This is a genomic window from Megasphaera massiliensis (assembly GCF_036305205.1).
In the GTDB taxonomy this organism is placed as follows: Bacteria; Bacillota; Negativicutes; order Veillonellales; family Megasphaeraceae; genus Megasphaera; species Megasphaera massiliensis.
Genome location: NZ_JAXIXE010000035.1, coordinates 43,604 through 66,861 on the forward strand (window position 1 = coordinate 43,604; position 23,258 = coordinate 66,861).

At 50.9% G+C, this 23,258-nt stretch carries 20 protein-coding genes, 1 other RNA gene and 2 other annotated features; of the genes, 15 read left to right on the forward strand and 6 right to left on the reverse strand.

The window, feature by feature from the left end; translation table 11 throughout:
- Nucleotides 1–7: 7 nt before the first annotated feature.
- Nucleotides 8–262, forward strand: a binding site (T-box leader).
- Between the two features lie 50 nt (nucleotides 263–312).
- From UCI88_RS06805 to UCI88_RS06820, 4 genes are read left to right on the forward strand one after another with little or no spacing between them, the layout of a single operon-like run.
- The gene (locus UCI88_RS06805) at nucleotides 313–1,125 is read left to right on the forward strand and encodes an energy-coupling factor ABC transporter ATP-binding protein (RefSeq protein ID WP_225070074.1); all 813 of its coding nucleotides are present in this window, start codon (nucleotides 313–315) and stop codon (nucleotides 1,123–1,125) included.
- Nucleotides 1,126–1,127: 2 nt separating this feature from the next.
- Nucleotides 1,128–1,811, forward strand: a complete 684-nt coding sequence (locus UCI88_RS06810; RefSeq protein WP_044505227.1) for an energy-coupling factor transporter transmembrane component T family protein — start codon at nucleotides 1,128–1,130, stop codon at nucleotides 1,809–1,811.
- A gap of 12 nt (nucleotides 1,812–1,823) precedes the next feature.
- Nucleotides 1,824–3,299, forward strand: a complete 1,476-nt coding sequence (locus UCI88_RS06815; protein WP_044505128.1) for a tryptophan transporter — start codon at nucleotides 1,824–1,826, stop codon at nucleotides 3,297–3,299.
- Complete coding sequence (locus UCI88_RS06820; protein WP_256179789.1) at nucleotides 3,296–3,871, forward strand: GDSL-type esterase/lipase family protein; 576 nt, start codon at nucleotides 3,296–3,298, stop codon at nucleotides 3,869–3,871. Before UCI88_RS06815 ends, UCI88_RS06820 begins: the two co-directional genes overlap by 4 nt.
- Before the next feature lie 92 nt (nucleotides 3,872–3,963).
- Here the strand turns inward: UCI88_RS06820 and UCI88_RS06825 are convergent, their stop codons facing one another.
- Entirely contained in the window at nucleotides 3,964–5,319 is a 1,356-nt protein-coding gene (locus UCI88_RS06825) for an MFS transporter (RefSeq protein WP_044505126.1), read from the reverse strand.
- 70 nt (nucleotides 5,320–5,389) lie between these two features.
- Nucleotides 5,390–5,629, reverse strand: a binding site (T-box leader).
- A gap of 136 nt (nucleotides 5,630–5,765) precedes the next feature.
- Nucleotides 5,766–6,116, reverse strand: a transfer-messenger RNA (tmRNA) gene (gene ssrA, locus UCI88_RS06830).
- A gap of 178 nt (nucleotides 6,117–6,294) precedes the next feature.
- Between ssrA and UCI88_RS06835 the strand changes: the two genes are divergently transcribed.
- The 9 genes from UCI88_RS06835 to UCI88_RS06875 all read left to right on the forward strand — a co-directional run bounded on the left by UCI88_RS06835 (nucleotide 6,295) and on the right by UCI88_RS06875 (nucleotide 15,739).
- Nucleotides 6,295–7,056 carry a YdcF family protein gene (locus UCI88_RS06835; RefSeq protein WP_256179788.1) on the forward strand — a complete coding sequence of 254 codons (762 nt, stop codon included), beginning with the start codon at nucleotides 6,295–6,297 and terminating at the stop codon, nucleotides 7,054–7,056.
- Nucleotides 7,057–7,191: 135 nt separating this feature from the next.
- Nucleotides 7,192–8,220, forward strand: coding sequence for a type I glyceraldehyde-3-phosphate dehydrogenase (gene gap, locus UCI88_RS06840; RefSeq protein WP_044505124.1), 1,029 nt, complete (start codon nucleotides 7,192–7,194; stop codon nucleotides 8,218–8,220).
- A 142-nt stretch (nucleotides 8,221–8,362) separates the two neighbouring features.
- Complete coding sequence (gene gpmI / locus UCI88_RS06845; RefSeq protein ID WP_256179787.1) at nucleotides 8,363–9,886, forward strand: 2,3-bisphosphoglycerate-independent phosphoglycerate mutase; 1,524 nt, start codon at nucleotides 8,363–8,365, stop codon at nucleotides 9,884–9,886.
- 42 nt (nucleotides 9,887–9,928) lie between these two features.
- Nucleotides 9,929–10,951, forward strand: coding sequence for a sugar-binding transcriptional regulator (locus UCI88_RS06850; protein ID WP_044505122.1), 1,023 nt, complete (start codon nucleotides 9,929–9,931; stop codon nucleotides 10,949–10,951).
- 19 nt (nucleotides 10,952–10,970) lie between these two features.
- Entirely contained in the window at nucleotides 10,971–12,152 is a 1,182-nt protein-coding gene (locus UCI88_RS06855; RefSeq protein WP_044505121.1) for a phosphoglycerate kinase, read from the forward strand.
- 115 nt (nucleotides 12,153–12,267) lie between these two features.
- On the forward strand, nucleotides 12,268–13,029 hold the full coding sequence (gene tpiA, locus UCI88_RS06860) for a triose-phosphate isomerase (protein ID WP_256179786.1): 762 nt from the start codon (nucleotides 12,268–12,270) through the stop codon (nucleotides 13,027–13,029).
- A gap of 128 nt (nucleotides 13,030–13,157) precedes the next feature.
- A complete protein-coding gene (locus tag UCI88_RS06865) occupies nucleotides 13,158–14,108 on the forward strand; it encodes a 5-bromo-4-chloroindolyl phosphate hydrolysis family protein (protein WP_044505119.1) in 951 nt (316 codons plus the stop codon).
- Nucleotides 14,109–14,283: 175 nt separating this feature from the next.
- On the forward strand, nucleotides 14,284–14,619 hold the full coding sequence (locus UCI88_RS06870) for a DUF805 domain-containing protein (RefSeq protein WP_225070066.1): 336 nt from the start codon (nucleotides 14,284–14,286) through the stop codon (nucleotides 14,617–14,619).
- A gap of 340 nt (nucleotides 14,620–14,959) precedes the next feature.
- Nucleotides 14,960–15,739, forward strand: coding sequence for an HpcH/HpaI aldolase family protein (locus tag UCI88_RS06875; RefSeq protein ID WP_049917363.1), 780 nt, complete (start codon nucleotides 14,960–14,962; stop codon nucleotides 15,737–15,739).
- Nucleotides 15,740–15,931: 192 nt separating this feature from the next.
- Here the strand turns inward: UCI88_RS06875 and UCI88_RS06880 are convergent, their stop codons facing one another.
- From UCI88_RS06880 to UCI88_RS06890, 3 genes are read right to left on the reverse strand one after another with little or no spacing between them, the layout of a single operon-like run.
- Nucleotides 15,932–17,197 (reverse strand): zinc-binding dehydrogenase, encoded by a 1,266-nt coding sequence (locus UCI88_RS06880; RefSeq protein WP_256179785.1) that lies wholly within the window; start codon nucleotides 17,195–17,197, stop codon nucleotides 15,932–15,934.
- A 59-nt stretch (nucleotides 17,198–17,256) separates the two neighbouring features.
- Nucleotides 17,257–17,688 (reverse strand): PTS sugar transporter subunit IIA, encoded by a 432-nt coding sequence (locus UCI88_RS06885; RefSeq protein WP_044505116.1) that lies wholly within the window; start codon nucleotides 17,686–17,688, stop codon nucleotides 17,257–17,259.
- Between the two features lie 15 nt (nucleotides 17,689–17,703).
- Complete coding sequence (locus UCI88_RS06890) at nucleotides 17,704–19,110, reverse strand: PTS mannitol transporter subunit IICB (protein WP_256179784.1); 1,407 nt, start codon at nucleotides 19,108–19,110, stop codon at nucleotides 17,704–17,706.
- Between the two features lie 253 nt (nucleotides 19,111–19,363).
- Here UCI88_RS06890 and UCI88_RS06895 point away from each other — a divergent pair, with 253 nt between their 5' ends.
- On the forward strand, nucleotides 19,364–20,143 hold the full coding sequence (locus tag UCI88_RS06895; RefSeq protein WP_044505114.1) for a LytR/AlgR family response regulator transcription factor: 780 nt from the start codon (nucleotides 19,364–19,366) through the stop codon (nucleotides 20,141–20,143).
- Here the strand turns inward: UCI88_RS06895 and UCI88_RS06900 are convergent.
- Nucleotides 20,138–22,243 (reverse strand): BglG family transcription antiterminator, encoded by a 2,106-nt coding sequence (locus UCI88_RS06900; RefSeq protein ID WP_256179783.1) that lies wholly within the window; start codon nucleotides 22,241–22,243, stop codon nucleotides 20,138–20,140. The genes UCI88_RS06895 and UCI88_RS06900 overlap by 6 nt on opposite strands.
- Before the next feature lie 244 nt (nucleotides 22,244–22,487).
- On the opposite strand from UCI88_RS06900, the gene UCI88_RS06905 reads away from it, so the two are divergent.
- The coding region (locus UCI88_RS06905) for a transposase (protein ID WP_330024151.1) at nucleotides 22,488–23,258 on the forward strand (771 nt) is incomplete at its 3' end.

Genomic DNA, 23,258 nt, shown 5'->3' on the forward strand with positions numbered 1-23,258 from the left:
ATCATAAATGTTGTCGATGAACGAAACGAGTATATCCGATTGTGGCAGCTACAGCGAGCCGATGGCAGTGGAAGTTCGGCGCAGACCGGCGGATAGAATGGATTCGGGAGATGCGGCCTGAACGGTGACCAGTAGGGTGCGACGGTGTATTTCCACCGCTATCAAAGAAACGTGTATCGCCGTGAGGCCGTACATGTAGAGCTGGACTTACTGAGTCAATTTGGGTGGTACCGCGGAAGAATCTGAACCTTTCGTCCCTTTATAGGGATGGAAAGGTTTTTTTATTGTCTTCAAAGAGAAGGGGAGAGAAAGATGCTGGAAATGAAGGATGTCAGTTTCAATTACGGTAGCGGTGTTCCCGTATTGGAAGGTGTAAATGTGCAAATCGGTGAAGGTGAGTTCATCGGCCTCGGCGGCCGCAACGGCTGCGGGAAAACGACGGTGACCCGCCTGCTCATGGGTCTTGAAAAGCCCGTTTCCGGTGAAATCGTATATAACGGCAAGGTCATAAACGGTGACGATGCTTCCGTTCGCAGCCATTTTATCGGTTATGTATTCCAGCGGCCGGAACGACAGATGTTTCGGCCGACGGTTCGGGAAGAAGTGGCCTATGGACCAAAGCAGCTGGGCATGAGTGAGTCCGAAATCCAAGAAGCTGTTGAGGAAGCCTTGAAGGCGACGCAGCTGACGGAGCTTGCCGAATCGTATCCGCCCAACCTCAATCGCGGTGAAAAACAGCGGGTTGCCATCGCCTCGGCCATTGCCATGCATACTCAGTATCTCATCCTCGATGAACCGACGAGCGGTCAGGACAGCGAAGATAAGGAGCAGCTCATGGAACTTTTGAGCGAACTTCATCAAAAGGGCATGACCATCCTCATCATCAGTCATGATATGGATATTTTTGCAGAATACTGTCAACGGGTCATCGTCATCGGCAATCATACCAAGGCCTTTGACGGGACGCCGGAAGAACTGTTTACGAAACGCCCTGATCTATATGACTTGGGCCTGAGCCGGCCCGACGCCGTCGCCTTGTCTATGGCGGCACCGGATTTTCCTTATTGTAAATCGATGAAAGAGTTTACGGCAGCCATGCTGGAAAGAATAGGAGGTACGAAATGATGATGAAAAAATTTGTTCCCGTTACGAAATTAATCGGTACCTTTGCCTTTTCTTTTTGGGCTCTGGTCATGCATACGCCCCTTCCTTTAGTCGGTTTGGTCGTCCTTGAACTCATTCTATTAGGCATGTGCGGCAGCTTATCCCGCAATGTCAAGGCCGTATTCAGCCTGATCATTTTCGCCGTCTTCTTGGCGGTCGTACAGCTCCTAGGCGGCGGATCGATGGAATCGGCTTACGTCACGGGCCTTCGCATGCTGGCCATGACCATCGTTTTCATCATCTTGCTGACGACGACGCGCCTCCAGGATTTGACGGCAGCCTTGGTCAAGCAGATTAAGATCCCTTATGAATACGCCTTCATGTTTACGGCGGCCCTGCGCTTCGTGCCGGACTTCATCGCCGAAAGTCAGGCCGTTCAGGAAGCCCAGGCCTGCCGGGGCCTTTCGACGAAGGGCAATGTTTTTAAGAAAGTCATCAACTACATGAGTGTCGTCCAGCCGCTCATGCTGAAGTCCCTGGGCCGGTCGGAAACGATGGCTCTCAGCTTGGAACTGCGCGGCTTTGGCAGTCATGAACACAGTTTTATGAGCAACGTTCAGCCCAAAGGACGCGATTACATCGTTATTTTTGTCATGTTGGCCTTGAGCTGCGGTATCGTTTACTTGCGGATGCAGGGTATGGTATAGGAGGGGAACTCGATGAAACAAGTAGCAGATATTTCTAAATTAGAATTTCATCACCGTCAGGGCGGTCAGTTCCGTTGGATTACCATTACGACGCTGATGCTGGCCATCGGTACGATCTTGCACCTCGTATCGCCAAGCGTCGGCGGCGTTACGCCGAACTGGACGATTGCTACCTACTGCGTCGCCATTTGTTTGACCAAGCCCAGTTATAAACAGGCTCTCGGCATCGGTCTTGTCGCTGCCTTGGTAAATGTTCTGACGTCGAAATCGGGCTTTCCCTATGGCAACCTTATCAGTGAACCCGTCGGGGCCCTTACCTGTGCCTTTATCGTCAAGAACCTGGCCTTCATCAAAGTGAAAGGCCATTCCTGCTTGCCTGTCCTGACCGGCTTTGCCGCTACCTGCATGAGCGGCGGTGCCTTCGTCACTATTTTAAAATTCGTCATGGATCTTCCGAACGTCGTCTATTTTACAGCCATGCTGCCCTTAGTCGTCGTCATCGGTGCCTTGAATGCCATCGTCACGCCGATTATGTATTTTCCGGCCCTGCGCCTCTTCGTATCGCGAGGCATCCTCGATTCTCTCGAAGAACAGGAAGTGGCTTCCGATCACAGCATGTATGACTTGAAGCCCGCTCAAGAAGGCCTCATTTCTATGGAACACCTTTCTTATATCTATAATAAACAGAAGACGCCGGTCCTCGATGATGTCAATCTGACGGTCCGTGAAGGCGACTTCCTGGTCATTACCGGCGAAAGCGGCAGCGGCAAGAGCTCGCTGTGCATGGCCATGACCGGCGCCATTCCTCATTATTTCGGCGGTGTCATGAAGGGCATGGTCTATGTCAACGGACAGGCGACGACGCAGACGACGATTTCAAAACTCGCGACCCGCGTTGGAGCCATGCTCGATGATTACGACAGCCAGTTGGTCGCCATGACCGTTGAAGAAGAAATCGCCTTCAGCCTGGAAAACCAGGGCGTTGCTCCGGATAAAATCGATCAGGCCGTCACGGAAGCACTGGAAAAAGTCCACATGCTGCCTTATCGCCAGCGTCCCCTGACCAAGCTGTCCGGCGGCCAGCGTCAGCGTCTGGTCATTGCCGACGTCTTGGCGACTAACCCCGACATCCTGGTCTTTGATGAACCGACGTCGGCCTTGGACCCGGAAGGGACCCACGAGTTCTATGAATTGATTCACGATTTGAATGTAACCTACGGCCATACGATTGTCGTCGTCGAACATACGCTGGAAGCGGCTCTGCCTTACGCTAACCGACTGGTTCTCATCGACCACGGCCACATCCTCAGCGATGCTGACGTCGAAACGACGCTGCGCTATATGTACGACCACAATATTTATGCCAGTGCTATCCCCAAGATGTTCACCTGCCAGATGGACCTTGAAAAAGCCGGCTGCCGCTTCGATGCGCCGTGGCTTTCGGCAGAAACGGCCGTAGCAGCCGTTCAAAAGGGGATCCGGTCATGAAAATCCTCTGTTTAGGCGATAGTTTGACCTATGGGTACGATGCGCTTCCGGGAGAGCGGTGGACGACCTTGGTGGCTGCAGACGGCAAGATTCAGATCGATAACCGGGGACAGTGCGGCGACACGACGGCGGGCATGGTCTTTCGCCTGCACCAGATCGACCTCGTCGGCTACGATGCCTTTTTCATCATGGGAGGGTCCAACGATATCCTCCTCGATAAGGACTTTTCCTCCGTCTGCCGCAATATAGAAAGTATGGTTTCGCTGTTAAAATCCCAGGAGGAACCGGTGTATATCGGCATTCCTCCTTTGACGAAGCCGGAAAGTGCCTACTATGGCTGGCAGGATGCCGGCGATGTGAATCGGCACAATGAGATACTCCGCCGCTACCGCCAGTGGCTTTTGGATTATAGTGCCAATACGGGGTGCGCGGCTATCGACTTTTATCAGGCTTTGCAGGATGGCGAAGAAACATCCGGGAAAAATCTCTATGCTGACGGAGTTCATCCCAATGCCGAAGGATACGCCGTATTTGCCCAAGAAGCGTTGAGAGTATTTCTGGCAAGGGCTTAGAAGCTACGGTTCCTTTACTATTTCATTAATTCTGTCAAAAAAATCCCACGTCCTTTCGAGTGTTATGAGAGGCCGTGGGATTTTTTTGTATCTTAATGGGTTACGCTAGGCTGGGTGCCGGTGTAACCTGTCGTATTTGTTCGTGTATCGAGGTGTACATCTTCTTTTACCGTGCCGTTTACCTTATATTTCAAGGTCAGGACTAAGAGCCCGGCGCTGAACATGAAGATGGCCATTAAGTAGTAGCCCATGGCGAAGCTTCCGGTTTGAGCCTGGACCCAAGCCATCATATTGGGGCCGAACATGCCGCCCAGGTTGCCGCAGGAATTGATGAGGGCGATGGAGCCGGCAGCGGCCGGACCGGAGAGGAAGGTCGTCGGAATGGTCCACCAGACGCCCATGGAAGCGTGGATGCCGATAGCGGAAAGGCAGATGAGAAACAGGGCGACGCCCATGTTGTGCGCAAAGGGCGACAGGCCGAGACCGACGGCGCCGACGGTGAGAGCTGCGAAGACGTGCCATACCTTATCGCCGGTAACGGTTGCCGTATGGCCGATGATCAACTGGACGACGAGGGCCGCTGCCATGGGAATGGCGATGGCACCGCCGATGAGGGACGTCGACCAGCCAGAGAGGTTTTTCAGGACTGTTGGCATCCAGAAGTAGAAGCCCCAGAAACCGACGACCCAAAGGAAGTAGATGAAGCAGAGTTTTAAGACTTTAGCATCGGTAAAGGCTTGGAGGACGGTATACTTTTTCACGTGCTGCATGGCTCTCTGTTCTTGTTCATACATGGTCGTCAGGTATTCTTTTTCAGCGTCTGTCAGCCAATGGACTTGGTCCGGACGGTCCTTGACGGCCAGTAAGAAATAGAAGGCAAAGATGAGGGCCGGAATCGATTCAAGGATGAACAGTTCCTGCCAGCCTAAGAGACCGAAGAAAGAGTGTTCCAAAAGGACGCCGGCGATGGGGGCGCCGACGATGGTCGAAAGAAGCAGGGAGGTCAGCATGAGAGACGTTGCCCGGGACCGTTCAGCGGCTGTGAACCAGCGGGGGAATAAGAGCGAATAAATGACTGGATACAGACTGGCTTCCGAGGCACCTAAGAGGAAGCGGCAGAGGTAGAATTGCCACTGCGTCGTAACGAAGGCCATACAAAGGCTGACGGCACCCCAAGTAAACATGATGCGGGCAATCCATTTCGACGCCGAGAATTTAGCGGCAAAGAGGGAACCGGGGATTTCCAGCAGCAGGTAACCGGCGAAGAAAATGCCGGCGCCAAAACCGTATACTTCAGGGGACAGCCAGCTCAATGTCTGGGTCATGGTCAGCTTGGCATAGGAAATGTTGACGCGGTCGATGCAGGCAATAATCGAAACGAGAAAGACCGGTAAAATAATGCGCAGATCTCTCCGCCGTTTAAGACTGTCGAAATTGATGTTTTCCATGATGCATTCCTCCTAATGATAAGTTAGATTGTCATAAGATAAACATGAAATAAAAAAACTCCCGCCCCACTAAAGGGACGGAAGTTTTATCCGCGGTACCACCCGATATTCCTTGCCAAAAGACGCAAGGCGCTTTGTAACGTACTATCATACGCATTTCCTGTAACGTGGATCAGACGGTGCAGTTTACTCATTTCAACTGCAATCCTCAGAGATGATTTTCCATGCTTCCTCCGGCTGCCGGCTTTCACCATACCCGGCTCGCTGTGTGCTTTTGCAAAGCTGTACTCTTTCTCGTCATCGAATGTCAATATATCGTGTTTAAGTTATGCACCTTATCATAGACCTGCGTAAAAGGTTTGTCAAGGATGAAAACGAAAAAAATAAGGGTATAGGCATTTTTTTCAATAAAAAAGGACTACCGAGTGACGATAGTCCTTTGAATTTGGTGGAGATGAGGAGAGTCGAACTCCTGTCCGTAAATGCTGCCCCATGAACTTCTCCGAGCGCAGACCTTGTTAGTATCTTGAACCGTTTTCGTACAAGGACAAACTAGACGATTCCAGCCTGTGAGTTTCCCGACACGGCTGCCAGGCAAAACCATGTGGTATCCCGCTAAGTGACGTCTGCAAACTGCCCGCAGGATTAGCAGCAAGAGACGTTAGCCGCCCTTAGGCAGCTAAAGCAAAATTGTTTTCTTTTGCGTTTAATTTAAAAGGTTCACCGATTTACGGGCAGATGAAACCCCGGCTCGCTATTCATGATACAACCATCCACGTCGAAACCTTTACATCCCCATGGATGGAGAACCCCCATAGAGATTCAAATTAAGTATAACATATATTTTACAAATTGCCAACTGGTCTTCAACGGGTCTTATGATATAATAGTAGCGACGATGGGGCATCTCCCTTTTTCTGATAGTGCCTCTCATCGAACAGACTCGCAGCAGAGTCGTAAGAAGGTGTCACGTACATGTTGTATCTTATTAAATGGATTTACGCTTGGATTTTGCCCATAGGCAGTATCGTATTGGCCTTTATGATTTTGACGGCCTGGCTTTTTCGAAAGAAGGCGAGCGGCCGGTGGGCCATGCTGATCATTACGGCCGTCTTCTACCTGTTGTCGACGGAGCCCGTTTCAGACATCCTCATCCAACCTTTGGAAATGGCCTATGAACAACCGTCCCTGGAAGCTCTCGACGGCGACGTCATCATCGTACTTGGCGGCGGCTCCCGTGCCGGTGTCCCTGATGTCGACGGCACCGGTCAAGTCGGAAGTGCGGCGGCCAATCGATTCTTGACAGCCCTTCGCTTGGAAAAAGCAAAGAATCTGCCCATCCTGTTATCCGGTGGAACCGTCCTCGAAGGTGAGGCCAATGAATCGCAGATTGAAAAGCGGATGCTCCTGTCCCTTGGCGTTCCCGAACCACGAATTTTTATGGACGATAAAAGTCGAAATACGGCGGAAAACGCTGCTTTTTCTAAAGAAATTTGCCGTCAGCAGGGCTGGAAGAAGCCCATCGTCGTGACCAGCGCCTTCCATATGCCGCGGGCAGCTCGGTTCTTCCGCCGTGAAGGAATGGACTTCATTCCCTATCCGTCTGACTACCGCAGCAATATGAATCCGATTTGGTCGCCCTATACTGTCGTGCCGCAATCGGCCTATCTCCTCAATTCCTGTCTGGCCATCAAGGAATACGTCGGCATCGCTGCTGCATCTTTGGGAATGCAATAAATTGGGACGTAAAGCGTCCATGGTATTGCAAAATTCGGCCCGATGTGGCATACTTACATTGTAAGTAGCAAGGCCTTTAAGTTCTTAGAATTATATACAAAAGTTATTTTCGTTTTTAAAAGGAGTGTATCGACAATGATTAAAGTTGGTATTAATGGTTTCGGTCGTATTGGTCGTTTTGTTTTCCGCGCAGCTCAGACTCGCGATGATATTGAAATCGTAGGCATCAACGACCTCGGCCCGGTTGAATACCTGGCATACATGCTCAAATACGACACCATGCATGGTCGCTTCGATGGCACGATTGAAGTTGACGCCAAAAATAGCCAGCTCATCGTCAACGGCAAAAAAATCCGCGTAACGGCTGAAATGGATCCGGCTAACCTCAAATGGGACGAAGTCGGCGCTGAATATGTCGTTGAATCGACTGGTCGTTTCCTCACGATGGACCTCGCTGAAAAACACTTGGCAGCAGGTGCTAAATATGTTGTTCTCTCCGCTCCTTCCAAACAGGGTGAAGACGGCCGTCAGGCAGACATGTTCGTTTGCGGCGTTAACACCGACACATACAAAGGCCAGACCATCGTCTCCAACGCATCTTGCACGACGAACTGCCTGGCTCCGATCGCTAAAGTCCTCAACGATGCTTTCGGCATCAAAGACGGCCTCATGACGACCGTTCACTCCACGACGGCTACTCAGAAAACCGTTGACGGTCCTTCCATGAAAGACTGGCGCGGTGGCCGTGCAGCTGCCGGCAACATCATTCCGTCCAGCACGGGTGCTGCTAAAGCTGTAGGCAAAGTCATTCCTGAATTGAATGGCAAATTGACCGGTATGTCCATGCGTGTTCCGACCCTCGACGTTTCTGTCGTCGACCTCACGGTTAACCTCGCAAAACCGGCTACGTACGATGAAATCTGCGCAGCTATGAAAAAAGCTTCCGAAGGCGAATTGAAAGGCATCCTCGGCTACACTGAAGAAGACGTCGTTTCTTCCGACTTCCTCGGTTGCCCGCTTACCTCTATCTTCGATGCTAAAGCAGGTATCGCCCTTACGGATACTTTCGTTAAAGTTGTTTCCTGGTACGACAATGAAATCGGTTACTCCAACAAGGTCCTCAACCTCATTGCCGTAATGAACGATTACAACAGCAAACACTAATTTGTAGCGACGCATTTCCCAACGGGTAAACAGCCTCCCGTTACAAATCAGATTGAAACATCGAAAAGCGCTGAAAGGGGCTGTCGCTGCGGCGACAGCCCTTTTTGTTTTTCTTTACTACAAAAAGGAGTAAAACACTACAATGGCAAATAAAAAACCAGTAATGTTAATCATCATGGATGGTTTTGGCTGCAGCGATATCCAAAAAGATAATGCCGTAGCCCAGGCGAACCTCAAGGTTTTGCCGAAACTTTGGGAAGAATATCCCCATTCCTTCCTCGGTGCTTCTGGTGAAGATGTCGGCTTGCCGGACGGCCAGATCGGCAACTCCGAAGTCGGCCACCTCAATATCGGTGCCGGCCGCATCGTATACCAAGCTTTAACCAAAATCACGAAAGACATCAAAGAAGGTCCCTTCTTTGAAAAACCGGCCTTGGTCGGTGCCATGGAAAACGCCAAGAAAAACGATTCAGCCCTCCATTTATTGGGCCTCGTCTCTCCCGGCGGCGTTCACAGCAGTGAACAGCACCTCTTCGGCCTCCTTGAAATGGCCAAACGCTTCGGCTTGAAAAAAGTCTATGTCCATGCCTTCCTCGACGGCCGCGACGTACTGCCCCGCAGTGCCGGTGAATTCTTGAAGGAACTGGAAGATAAATGCGCCGAACTCGGCGTCGGCGAAATCGCCACCATCAGCGGTCGTTATTACGCCATGGACCGCGATAAACGCTGGGAACGCGTTGAAAAAGCTTACAATGCCGTAGCCTTGGCAGAAGGACCGCAGGAACCAGATGCAGCCACGTGCTTGAAACATTCTTATGAAGCCGACGTTTCCGATGAATTCGTCGTCCCGACGGTCATCCGTAAACATCCCGTTGAAGATGGGGACAGCGTCGTCTTCTTCAATTTCCGCCCTGACCGGGCTCGTCAGCTGACGACGGCTTTCGTCGTTCCTGACTTTGCTGAATTCCCGCGTCCGAAAAAATTGGACGTCTACTTTGCGACCATGACCCGCTACGAAGATGATCTTCCGGCCCATGTCGTCTACGACAAAGAACGGATTCCCCATACCTTGGGTGAAGTCCTGGCCAAAGCCGGCAAGACCCAGCTTCGCATTGCAGAAACGGAAAAATACGCTCACGTCACGTATTTCTTTAACGGCGGCGAAGAAGAACCGAACAAGGGCGAAGACCGTATCTTGGTACCGTCCCCGAAGGTTGCAACCTATGACCTGCAGCCGGAAATGAATGCTCCTATCGTTACGGAAAAAGTCATCGAACAGATCAAGGCCGATAAATACGATATGATCATGCTCAACTTCGCTAACGCCGACATGGTCGGCCATACGGGTGTTTTTGAAGCGGCTGTCAAAGCCGTTGAAACGGTGGATACCTGCGTCGGCAAAATCGTCGAAGCCCTCCATGCTGTCGATGGACAGCTGCTCATCATTGCGGACCACGGCAATGCTGAAAAAATGGCTGATCCCGAAACGGGCAGCCCTTATACGGCTCATACGACCAATCATGTACCGTGCATCTTGGTCAGTGAAGAACACAAAAATGTTCATCTCCACGACGGCATCTTAGCCGATGTCGCTCCGACGATGCTGACCTTGGCCGGAATGGATATTCCCAGTGAAATGACAGGCAAAAGCCTGATCGATCAGTGATGATCTCCGTCGTTCTGCCGCATTTCGAAGGGAGAGAGTAAGATGGAACAAGATACGCTGAGTATCTTTCAAAAAATAGCTCCCGATGTTATGGGGACCATTAAGGAACGATATTTACTGTTACGGCATATTGCCGATGCCGAACCGGTAGGACGCCGGACCTTAGCCGGCCTTTCCGGGCTTTCTGAACGCGTCGTCCGGTCTCACGTCGACGTTCTGCGCCGCAGCGGCATCGTCCGCTTTACGACCTTGGGCATTGCCATGGAACCGGAAGGAAAGCGGCTCATGCCGGATCTCTTGGAATGCTTTCTGCGTCTCAATAACCTCGACGATATCCAGCGTCAAATCCGGCAGAAGCTGGGTCTGAAGAATGTCTACATCGTTCCCGGTGACAGCGACAGTGATAAGACGGCGAAGGAAGAATTAGGGCGCCGCGGTGCCCTGCTCTTAAACGATCTTTTTGGCAGCGTCGACACCGTCGCCATCAGCGGCGGATCGACCATGGCTGAAGTGGCCCGGATGCTGCCGGAATGCCTGGCAAATGTCACCATTTTGCCGGCTCGGGGCAGCATGGGGAACCACGTCGAAGTACAGGCCAACTATATTGCTGCCAATGTCGCTGCCAAGACACACAGTTCATACCGTATGATTCATATTCCCGAAGGACTCAGTGATTCTGCCTTGCAGATGATGCTGAAGGCCGACCGCCAGACCCAGGAAAACGTCGCCATGACGGCCCGGGCGCAGGTCGTCATCTTCGGCATTGGCCGCGCCGACCGCATGGCCCGAAAAAGGGGAATGACGACACTCCAGCGCGATGCCCTGCACAGCCTCGGTGCCTGTGGGGAATCGCTGGGCTGCTACTGCGGCCTCGACGGCAAGATTTTGTACGGGACGAATAATATCGGCATTTCCCTGCGAGAAATTAAATATCACCCTCACGTCATCGCCGTAGCCGGCGGTGCTAGCAAAGCTGAAGCCATTGTCGGCGTCATGCGGGCCTGCCATACGGGAACGCTGGTCACCGATGAAGGGGCGGCTGAAAAAATCATACAACTGCTTTAATTAGAGGAGGAACCTATTCATGAAAAAAACAATCACCGACGTCAATGTCGAAAACAAACGCGTTTTTGTCCGTGCAGACTTTAACGTACCTCTTGACGAAAACTGCAACATCACTGACGATACGCGTATCCAGAAGACGCTGCCGACGATTAAATACTTGCTCGAACATAATGCGGCTGTCATCTTGTCCAGCCACCTCGGCCGTCCGAAGGGACAGGTTGTCGAAAAATATTCCTTGAAACCGGTCGCCAAACGCCTGTCTGAACTCCTCGGCGTCGACGTCAAATTCGCTCCCGACTGCGTCGGTGCTGAAACGAAAGCCATGGCCGATGCTCTCAAACCGGGCGAAGTTCTCCTCTTGGAAAACCTCCGCTTCCACAAGGAAGAAGAAAAGAACGGCGAAGACTTCGCTCGTCAGCTCGCTTCCTTGGCTGAAGTCGGCATCAACGATGCTTTCGGCTGCTGCCATCGCGCTCACGCTTCCGTAGCCGGCATCACTCAGTTCCTGCCCATGGCTTCGGGCTTCCTCCTCGAAAAAGAAATCCGCTTTATCGGCGGGGCTGTCGATAACCCGGCTCATCCTTTCGCAGCCATCATCGGCGGTGCTAAGGTATCCGATAAGATCGAAGTTATTTCCAACCTCCTGCCGAAAGTCGATCTCATGATCATTGGCGGCGGCATGGCCAACACCTTCTTGGCTGCTCAGGGCTATGGCATCGGCAAATCCCTCGTCGAAGCCGATAAAATCGACTTGGCGAAAGAACTCATCGCTCAGGCTAAAGAACAGGGGACGAAACTGCTCCTGCCGGTCGACGTCATGGTCGCAGCTGAATTCAAAAACGATGCCGATCACAAAGTCGTTGCTGTCGATGCCGTTCCGGCCGATTGGATGATCCTCGACGTCGGCACCAAGACCCAGGAACTCTTTGCCAAAGAATTGGCTTCCATGAAACTCATCGTTTGGAATGGTCCCATGGGTGTATTTGAAATGGAAAACTACGCCAAAGGTACGGAAGCCGTTGCTAAAGCAGTTGCTGATTCCGATGCCGTTTCCATCGTCGGCGGCGGTGACTCCGTTTCGGCAGTCAACAAAACCGGTCTGGCTGACAAAATCAGCCACATCTCGACGGGCGGCGGTGCTTCCCTCGAATACCTCGAAGGCAAACAGCTCCCGGGCGTCGTTGCTTTAAGCGATAAATAAGTCGTTTCATACTATTTCATATACATACGCCGGATGCCCGGAATTCCCGCTGTCATGACGGACTGCTCCGAAGAGATCGGGACCGGGCAGATCTGGCCAAGGAGGAAAATTTATTATGCGTAAAACTATTATTGCCGGTAACTGGAAAATGAATCATTTAGGCGCTGACGCCAAGGCTACGATTCAGGGCCTCGTTGAAAAAATGCCCAAAGACGTAAAAGCTGAAGTCGTCATTGCCCCTGTTTTCCCGTACCTTTCGACGGCTGTTGAAATGACTAAGGGCACGGCCATCCATGTCGCTGCTCAGAACATGCACTGGGAAGAAAAGGGCGCCTTCACGGGCGAAGTTTCTCCGGCCATGCTTGTCGATATCGGCGTAACACACGTCATCCTCGGCCATTCGGAACGCCGGACCTACTTCAATGAAACCGATGAAACGGTCAACAAGAAGACGAAAGCAGCCCTCGCTCACAACTTGACACCGATCGTTTGCTGCGGCGAAACGCTGGAACAGCGCGAAGAAGGCATCATGCAGTCTTGGATCGAAGGCCAGATTGAAAATGCCCTCAAAGGCATTTCTGAAGCCGACATCAAGAAAGTCGTCATCGCTTATGAACCGATCTGGGCTATCGGCACGGGTAAGACGGCCAGCGCTGCTCAGGCTGAAGAAGTCTGCGCCATTATCCGCAAAAAATTAGCTGCTCTCTACAGCGTAGCTGCAGCTGAAGACGTATCCGTCCTCTACGGCGGCAGCGTCAAAGGCGGCAACGTCGCTGAACTCACCGGTTCTGCCGACATTGACGGCGGCCTCGTTGGCGGCGCCAGCCTCAAAGCTGATGACTTCTTAGCCATCATCAACAATGCCGTTGTAAAATAAATTGAACTCCATTTTCCCCCGCACCTCTCTTAGCACTTGTGCGGGGGTTTTTCTGTCTGTGGCCGGACTTTTGCATGACCGCCCCTACTTTGGTACAATAAAGACTAGGTGATGAAGGAGGTATTCATTTGAAATATATTTTATACGTCTTTTCCTTTTTGTGTATGGCCATCGGCGGCGGGGCTTGGTTCTTTTACGGACGAGCAGTGGGAGCTGTCGGTATCGTCCTGTCCCTCTATATTCTCTATCGACTGGAACGGCAGCCGCGCCAACTGGCATTGAAACTGACACGACGCAAGGGAAAGTCAGCCGGCCAATATGGTACATCTTTTGAAAAAGCCGTAGCTGATTTTAACCGCATGGAAGGCGAACGGTGGGGCTTGACCGACCCGGACCTTCAAGCGACGACCGCCAATATGCAGCATATTGCCCGCAATCTCCTCTACTATTTGAAACAATATCCGGAACGGATTCCCTTGGCCGAGCCTTTTATTAACTATTACCAGGACCGGGCCGTCTTTTTAGTCCACAAATATAAGCAGCTCACCGTGACCGGTCTTAAGACGCAGAAGGTGGTTGCGACAAAGAAAAAGGTAAGGGACTTGCTCCTTCAGATGGATGCGGCCTATGAAAATCAATTTACGGAAGTCCTCCAGGGCGAACTGCAGGTCATTGATGGAGAAGTTGTGGCCATGACCCGCAATTTAGAAAATCGGGGAGTCTATCGCGACCCCGGTACCGGATCGAGTAGGGGCAGACAAAATGCCTTTTCACGGTGGAAACAACGAGCTTCCAATCGCTTCGATGCCTATACGGACGGAACCTTTTCATCCATTACGCCGGAACTGCGCCATAAGATCAATGAAGAACGGCTGATTACGGCAGCCCTGGCCTTCTTTTTAGGTTCCTTCGGCATTCATCATTTTTATATGAAGCGAAATACCCGAGGCTATGTGTATGCCTTATTTTGCTGGACCTTCATCCCGGGATTCTTGGGAATTATCGAAGGAATGCGCTTTGCGAATATGACGACCGATGAATTTTATTACGCCTCGTACCTGCACAAATACCGCGCATAATTGACAATACTTTACAAAACATGTAATTGTGAAAACTATGTGTAAAATATATAGAGAAAAAGCATAGAATATGTTACTATCAGACGAGAGGGGCTAACTGTTCAGGCAGTATGCGAGTTTTTTTGATATGGAGTATCTAGCGTTTCTTGGGAATTTTTAGTTAAAAGGAGAACTCATGATACAAAAATACTTTTCCTACACCGGACGACTTAACAGACTGCGCTATTTTCTCAGAATTCTCGTCGTTATGATTCTTGCTTCTGTTTTAGGGACCTTATTGGCGCAAATTACTCCCTATTTGGCTTATCCTGTATCGGCGATTGCCACCGTCAGTGCCGTGATGCTGGGAATCCGCCGCTGCCACGATCTTGACCGAAGCGGTTGGTTTTACTTATTGATGTTCATCCCTATCATCGATTTCTTCGTGGCACTGTACTTGCTGTTTGCAGCAGGGACGCCCGGTCCGAATCAATACGGAGCCGATCCCCTCGACAGCCAGTTTGCAGGCTGATAAAGAAGCTTTCAGCAATTTATTCATGACATCTAATCTGTATCATCCATATCGATATCCATGGTGCCTTAGTCCCTGACAACCAATTTGAGATGTGAAGATAAACGCACAGAGACTGTGAAGTATCCGGCCTTTATGCGCTATTCAGACCGTAGCTGCCTTTGTTGCTGCTACGGTTTTTGTGTTCAGAGAGTTGGCATTTCGTGCAGGTATACTTTATGATAGAAGCATAGGGAGCATACGTTGGAAAAAGTCTTTTGAGATGAAATCTTGAATTAAACTTTCTAAGTGCCGGAAGACATTATACATTTAGTTTTTATTAAGTAAGGAGGCGGTTATTGTGTCTTTGAATCGTTTGCGTGATTTAGCAGCGGCGGATAAAGCTGCCATTGGTACCTTTGTCAGTATGGGGAATATGTCGGAAGTGGAATGTCTCGGCTATACAGGCCTTGATTTTGTCATCATCGATACGGAACATGGCCCCTTTGATACAGAAACGATGATGGGCCTCATCCGGGCTGCCGAACTGGTTCACCTCGTCCCTGTCGTGCGTCTGGCTAACGTCGATCATAGAGATATCCAGCGGGCGGCGGACTGTGGAGCCCAGGCTATCATCCTGCCTTGTTTGCGTGACATCGACGACTTCAAGAAGGCCGTGGCCCTGGCAAAATACGCTCCTGTCGGTCAAAGAGGCTTCATTAAAGGCAGGGGGACCGGTTTTGGCAACGCCCCTTGGGCGGCTACAGAAACATTGGAAGAATACTATGCTAACAGCAACGAACGCCTCTTGGTCATACCTCAGTGCGAAACGAAAGAAGCCTTAGAACAAATCGAAGATATCGTTCAAATCGAGGGCCTGGACGGCATCTTCATCGGTCCTTACGATCTTTCGACCTGCCTCGGAATCCCGGGCCAATTTGAAAATCCCGGCTTTAAAGAAGCCCTCGATAGAATCCTAAAAGCCTGTCACGATGCCGAAAAACTCTGCTACATCTTTACCGGCACGACGGCACAGGCCAGGGAGTACATCGCCCAAGGCTACGACGGCGTCGCCCATAACCTCGACTTCAACATCCTCATTGAAGCCTATAAACAAGTCGTAACGGATATACGCAAATAAGGCTGGAAGGAAACCATCGATTCAGTTTTCAAAAGGAGGAATGAGGGGAGCGAGGGGATACGCTGAATACTCGCAGGCAATGTGAGACAAAACGTGATATAATTTCACATAAAAAGACGAGTACCTGATAACCGAAGTCATCAGGTACTCGTCTTTTTCCTATGTATAGAGAATTTGAGAAGGAAAGCGTGATTAGATTTCGACGTTGAAGTGTTTGAGAATCATTTTTTCAGCTTCGCCGTTCCACAGGCCTTTATGGGCTTTGCAGCATTTGTCCAGTTCTAAGAAGAACGGGTCTTTTTCACCGAGTTTGGCAAAGTCTTCAATGGCTGTCATGGGCATGTCGAACTGGGTATAGGCCAGTTTTTTGCCGCCCGGGATGTTGGGGAGGTTGAGCGTCGTTTCAGCGATGCTGTCGATGCCGCCGACGTGGGTTACCATGACGGCCGGGTCGATGATGCCCTTAGCTGCCAGGGTGTTGGCTTCGATGAGGTCATCGTTGTTGCCGCCGGTCGTGCCCATGATATGGGTGCTGGTGTAGTGGCAGTCGTAGAGGTTGATTTCAGCGCTGAAGTTTTTGTCCGTCGGGCCGGAGAAGAAGTTGAGGCATCCGTCAAAGGCTAAGAGGCGATTGCCGAGTTCTGCTACGGCGCGGATCGGGGTGTAAACGAAGACGTCGTCATAGCCGTGGCCGTCGGTGAGGGCCATGAGGTCGTCATAAGCCGTGTCCATGTTGGACGTGTTGACGTAGATGAGTTCGACGCCGTGTTCGGCTGCGTATTCGGGGGATACGACTTCTTTGGCTCTGGCAAGGCGGGCCTCGTTGATATCGGTAACGACGATGCGTTTCGGTTTGTTTTTGTAGTTGATGCCGTAGCTGACAGCACCGAGGCCCATGGGGCCGCAGCCGCCGAGGATGATGATGTTGCCGCCTTCTTTGGTGCCCATAGCGTGGTCGTAGTTCTGTTTATTCGTGTGGTAGTTGGCGTGATAGCCGCCGATGATGCAGCTCATGGGTTCGCCAAGGGAGGCTTCGAAGAAGCTTTCCCCTTCGTAAGGCATGAGGGCCCCTAATTCCATGACTTCGTGAGGGAAGATGCAGTACGTGGCATCGCCGCCGAAGAATTCATAGGAGTAACCGGGGGAAGCCAGGCTGCCTTTGTAGTTCAAGGCCGGCTGCTGAGCAAAACGCATGCCCGGTTTGAACTGGTCTTGCCATTTTTTGCCGACTTTTACGATGACACCGGCAAATTCATGGCCCGTGATGATCGGGTTGGTATCGATGTTCTGCGGAGCTCGTTTGTGGTTCTTGCCCTGTTCAACGAGTTTGTATGTCGACATGCAGATGCTGTCGGTGATGATTTTTGCTAAAATTTCGTCGTCTTTAATTTCCGGGAGTTCAAATTCTTCTAAGCGTAAATCGCGGGTACCGTACATTCTGACTGCTTTTGTTTTCATGGTAAAATCCTCCTAAATAGGTAAGTAGCTGTAATTTTTTATATGAGTGACGAAGCTGTTTATGCTTCGAGGTTTGCAAAGGTGTTGAAGATGTCGTCGGCAGAGCTGTGGAGCAAGTCTTCGACGTCGTCTTCATCGGAACAGGTGATGGCGATATTGCTTAAAATATCGAGGTGTTCGTCACCGACACCGGCGATGCCGATGACGAGTTTTACCGTTTCACCGCCCCAATCAGTGCCGTCTGGGAAGGTCATGACGACTAATCCGGATTTTTTGACTTCGCCCTTGCTGGCTTCAATGCCGTGAGGAATGGCGACGGCGTTTCCGATGGCTGTATTAAAGACTTCTTCTTTATCGAGCATAGCTTGGGTATATTTTTCGCTGGTATAGCCGTCCTCAGAGAAAATCTTTCCGATTTTCTTGATGATATCTTCTTTGGGCTGGGGCGGGCAGTTCAGGATGATGTTTTTCTTCTGTAAAATCGTATTCATAGAGAACGTCTCCTTTTATTTTTCGTTGCGGGCAGCAGCTAATTCATCGACGAGCATGCCGTATTCGGGAGCTGCCATAAAATTGGTAATCGTAATCAGACGGGCGTTGGGAGCACTGGCTTTAGCTCGGTCGGCGAGATCCTTGTGGCAAACGACGAGTTGGGCGTCGGCCGGAACTTCAGAAACCGATGCGTGGCTGACGGTGATGTCGGTCAGTCCTGCTTTTTTGAATTTTTTTTGCAGGACAGCGGCACCCATGGCGCTGGAGCCCATGCCGGCATCGCAGGCGAAGACAACGTTGGTGATATGCTTTAAATCGACAGGAGCTGCAGACGTTGTGGTCGCTGCCTTCTTCGATTCGGCTTTCATGTCCTGCATCTTCTGCTGTGCTTCTTCGAGGGATTCACCCGATTTGGCATTGGACAATTTGATGATCGGCGATGCGATGACGAAGGACACGACCGTTGCGATGACGATGCTTAAGATAACGGCAAAGGTTGAACCTTTGGGAGCCATGGCCAGGTAGGAAATGAGGCTGCCGGGAGCCGGCGGGCCGGAAAGGCCGAGGTCAAAGATCATGTTGTAGAACAGGGCTGCGACGCTGCCGCCGATGGTGGCCAGGAGCAGGGCCGGGTTCATGAGGATATAGGGAAAATAAATTTCGTGAATGCCGCCGAATACGTGGATGATCAAGGCACCGGGAGCTGACTGGCGGGTCATCTTGTCTTTGGCAAATAACCAGTAGGCTAAGAGGACGCCTGCGCCGGGGCCGGGGTTGGTTTCAATCATGTAGAAGATGGATTTGCCCGATTCAGCGACCTGTTCAGCACCGAGGGGAGTGAAGATCCCGTGGTTAATGGCGTTGTTGAGGAACAAGACTTTTGCCGGTTCCACGAAGAGCCCGATGAGGGGGAAGATGCCGGCCTGCAGTAGGAATTGGACGCCTGCCGTTAAGAAGGAGAGGATGACGCCCATGACCGGTCCAATCAGTTCGAAGCCGATGATGGCCATGATCATGCCTAAGATACCGACGGAGAAGTTATTGACCAGCATTTCAAAACCCGGTTTAATGTGGCCGTCGACAGCGGCGTCAAACTTTTTGATGACAAGGCCTGCCAGCGGGCCCATGACCATGGCACCTAAGAACATGGTGTACGTCGTACCGGTGATGACGCCGACTGTTGCGATGGCGCCCATGACGGCACCGCGAAGGCCGCCGACGATCTTGCCGCCTTGGAAGGCGATGAGTAAGGGCAGTGCATAGGTCAGGAACGGTCCGACCATTTTAGCTAACTGTTCATTTGGCAGCCAGCCACTGGGAATGAAGAGTGCCGTTATGAGACCCCAGGCGATGAAGGCGCCGATGTTCGGCATGACCATACTGCTGAGGAAGCGGCCGAAGGATTGTATTTTTGCTTTCATAGTAAGCCTCCAATTTGTAACCATAATTCCATTGACGGAGCAGAACTCGGCACTCCGGACTGCGCTGTGCTGCTCTCTTGATGGTTACAGTATACCTTCCGTACATACTGAAATCAATTAAAAGTAATTTAACTTTGTCCACATTCAATGTGACAACTATGAAGGAATCAGTGCTGGCCTGGCGTAAGCCGCAGCTGCCGCCCCTTTCAATTGGTGGTATAATTAAGAAAAACGAAAGGGAGGAGATGAGAGGATGGCTCTTTCGGTCGTAATTATTGATCACGAGCCGCTCATGGCGGCACAATTAAAAAAATGCCTGTTAGCAGTGGATCCGGACATAACCGTCGTCGCTATTTGCTATGAAGGGGAACAAGCGGCAGCCTGCCTTCATGAATATAAACCGGATCTCGTCTTCTTGACGATTGAAATGCCCCGCATCGGCGGTCTTGCCATTGCCAAGGCCATTCAGGGCATGGAAGGAGACCGGCCGGATATCGTCTTCGTCACCGGCCAGCGCGACTTTGTGTCCCATACGCTGCGGCTGACGGCCCTGGACTATTTAGTCAAGCCCGTAACCGAAGGGGAAGTTGCTCAGGCCGTCCGAAAGTTCAGGGCCCTGCACATAAAAAAAGAACCTTCTCCGAGAGAAGATTCTTTGGCGGATACGTCGGCTGATGACGGGCCGATTTCTCTTCCGACGCGGCGGTTTTCCGTCGATGAGGGAGAGAAGATAAAGCTCATTGCCTGTGAGGATATTCGCTTGATTTATGCCGAAAAGCGCCGGACTTTTTTAGTGACCCTGGAAGGGAAAACCTATCCTACTCATTTCAGCCTGATTCAGTTTGAGCAGCGGTTGCCGGCATCGGTATTTTTTCGCTGTCACCGCAATTATATCGTCAATATCGATGAGGTTCGGCAAATCGAACCATGGTTCAATCATCAATACGTATTGATTCTTCAAGGGCAGGAAAAGGAACCGATTCCGGTGGGCCGCTCTTATATAAAAAAACTGAGGCAATATATTTATTTATAATCCTAGGGCCTGAGCAAAATAGCCTTTTAAAATCCGCTGCAGATGGCAACGGATTTTTTCTTCGTCATGGCCATAAACGGCCTGAGAAAAGGCGGAATCACTGACCATGGCACTGCTGATGGAGCCCAGGACGTCGGTGTGAAGACGGCTCTGTTCGTCCTGGGGCATGACTAAAAACAGAATCGTCGAGATGCCGTGAAAATACGGGTTAGTAAAGGTGTCTTTGTCAGGAACGGCCGTATAGAATAAGGCCTGATTTACCGCCGTCGTTCGGCAGTGGAGCAGGGCGAAGTCCTGTTCCGGGAAAATCTGGCTGTTCAGCCGTTCGCGTTTGATGATGGCATCAAACAGTTGGGCCGACTGTTCTTCATCTTCTACTGCCTCCGATGCCAGTGTGTGGACGGCTTCGGCAAAGGTAACGGCTGCCGGCAGTGTATATTGGCGATAAGCTCGCAGGATATCGGCGATTCCTTTCGACAGAAGCTGCGTCTTATCCAGGACCGCTACGAAATCGTCTTCTTCCGGTTTATCGATGAAAACTCGTTTTTTGGGGACATGGGCATACTCTTCGATTTTGCCGGTAATACGATGAAGTTCCGACGGCGAAATGAGGGGGGAGACGAAGAGTACGTCGGCGCCGGGAAGGGATATGGGCAGGCTGGAAACGAAGAAGTCCGTCTGTTTTAGAACTTCTTCCGTTACGGAATCACTGCCGTACGTCTGAAGCTGTACGTTTTTAGGCAGTTTATTTTGAAGACGGGTCATCATCAGTCGGGCAATGCCGAAGCCGCTGGCACAGACGATGCCGATGGAGACACTGCGCGTAAAGGCTTTGTTTCCCTTGATTCGTTCTAAGGCGGCACCGAAGTGAATGGTCAGATAGCCGACTTCATCATCCGATACGGGGGTATCGAGAGACAGGGATAAGACGTTAGCTGCCCGCTTTGCTTTTTGAAAGACGTCGGCATATTCCTCCTTGATAGCGTCGAGTAAGGGATTGATGATATTTAAATGGTGCTGAAGGCGGATGATGGTAGGCTGTAAGTGGACGAAGAGGCCTTGAAGAAACTCGTCGTCACAGCGAAGGTCGTAAGCTAAACGGGTATCGAAGGCTTCAATCATAGCGTCGATGACGCGTAAGAGTTCCGATTCATCGACGCTGCTGGGAAGATCCCAAAGATCATTGTCTTGATACCGTATTTTCGCGCCTTTGATGTGAAGCAGGAGATACGAGGCTTCAATGGGCGGCATCGTAATCTGAAATTCCGCTTTCATGGCGGCGACGATTCGTCGTGCCAGGGCGGCGTCTTCGCTGTCCTCAAGAATGGGAACAACCTCTTCGTCCGTATCGTCAGGCTGGCCCTTGGCAATGCGTTCGACGGCGATGGCGATGTGAATGATCAGTCCGATTTTAGCCGTGTCCGTAAATTGGTCGATCTTTTTTTCGTCTAATTTCACGAGGACGTCATAGACGCGCTGAATCGTATGGGTGTTCAGCAGCTGGTAGACGCCCTTATCGGTGACATGGGCCAAGGCTTTCGATAAGGATTCGTCGGCGTTTTGCAGGTCCTTGAAGGCGTCGGCACTCGTCGTTTCGCTGATGAAGCGGTGCATGGCTTCGCGGTAATCTTTTTCGCTGCCTGTGAGCAGGACACCGTAACCCTGTTTTTTCAGGACCTTTAAATTATTTTTTTCAAGCCAAGGGGATAAGGACTCTAAATCTGAAGCCGCTGTCGCTTCACTGACACCGAGCAGGGTGCTGTAATAGAGCAGTTTTTTCGGCATTCGGTCGCGTAAAAGCTCAAAGAGCAGGTAACGGCGCCGCGTATCTTTATCGCTGAAGTCCATGGCGGACGCATCAGAAAGGGCTTCGGCCAGATTTTTCTTATCAAGGGGCGACCCGTCTAAACGGATGCCGGCCCGTTTTTGGCGGACCAGTTTCAGCTTATACGAGGACAATGCCTTTTCGGTCCCTTCCAGTTCGCGTTGGACCGTTCGCTTGCTGATGCCGAGATCATCGGCCAGGGCCTGTTCGGAGAGGTAGTCTTCCTCTTTTAATAAGCGTCGCAGAATCGCTTGCATGCGAGGTGTAAAATCCATGTGCTCACCTCCTGTGGTTTCATTTAAATGCAGGCAGGATACTCCGACCTCTTAGGTCGGGGAGGAATGCCCGCTTCACCTCACTTTCTTAAAATACTGGAGTTTTAGTAAAATATATGATATGGTGGCCTTGATGAAAGCAATATATTTTTAGAAAGGCAGGTGAGAAAAAGTGTCCGACCTAACCCAAACTATAAAACTTCGCCTCCATGTTTCTCCGGAACAAGGGATTCTGTTTTGCCAAATGACAGAGCATTATCGTCAGGCTTGTAATTTTGTGTCTCAATACATCTTCGACAATCAATTCAACTTGGCTTATCAAAGCCTCAACAAAGAACTATACAGCGACCTTCGTGTGTTGTTTGGCTTAAAGTCGCAGCTTGCACAATCGTCCATCAAGACGGCTATAGCTCGCTATAAGACGGTCAAGCAGCAGCTCTTCCAAAAGCCATACAAATACAAGGACCAAGATGGCAGCTGGAAATACATAACGAAAACGCTCGAATGGCTTTGGACGCCCATCTTCTTCAAGCGCCCGCAAGCGGATTTGGTTCGCAATCGTGATTACAGCTTCGTGGATAACGGACAAAGCCTGTCTATCAACACCCTTGGCAAACGAACCCGGTGCACCTTTGAAAGCAAGCCATTTTCGGAATATCTGGACGGCTCATGGAATCTTGGCACAGCAAAATTAATTGAACTCAAAGGCCTGTGGTATCTGCATATTCCCGTCACCAAAGTGGTTGAAGATTTTCAGAAGGAGAATGTCCGCCATGTTGTCGGGATTGACCGTGGCTTGCGATTCCTGACGGTCAGTTACGATGAGCAAGGCCAAACGGAGTTCGTTTCTGGGCGAAAGATTGCAGCCAAACGACATAAGTTCCTCAAAATCAGACAGCAGCTCCAATCCAAAGGCACAAAATCTGCAAAGCGCAGACTCAAAGCCCTTTCCGGACGAGAGAACCGTTGGATGTCCGATGTAAATCATCGGATTTCTAAGACACTCGTTACGAAA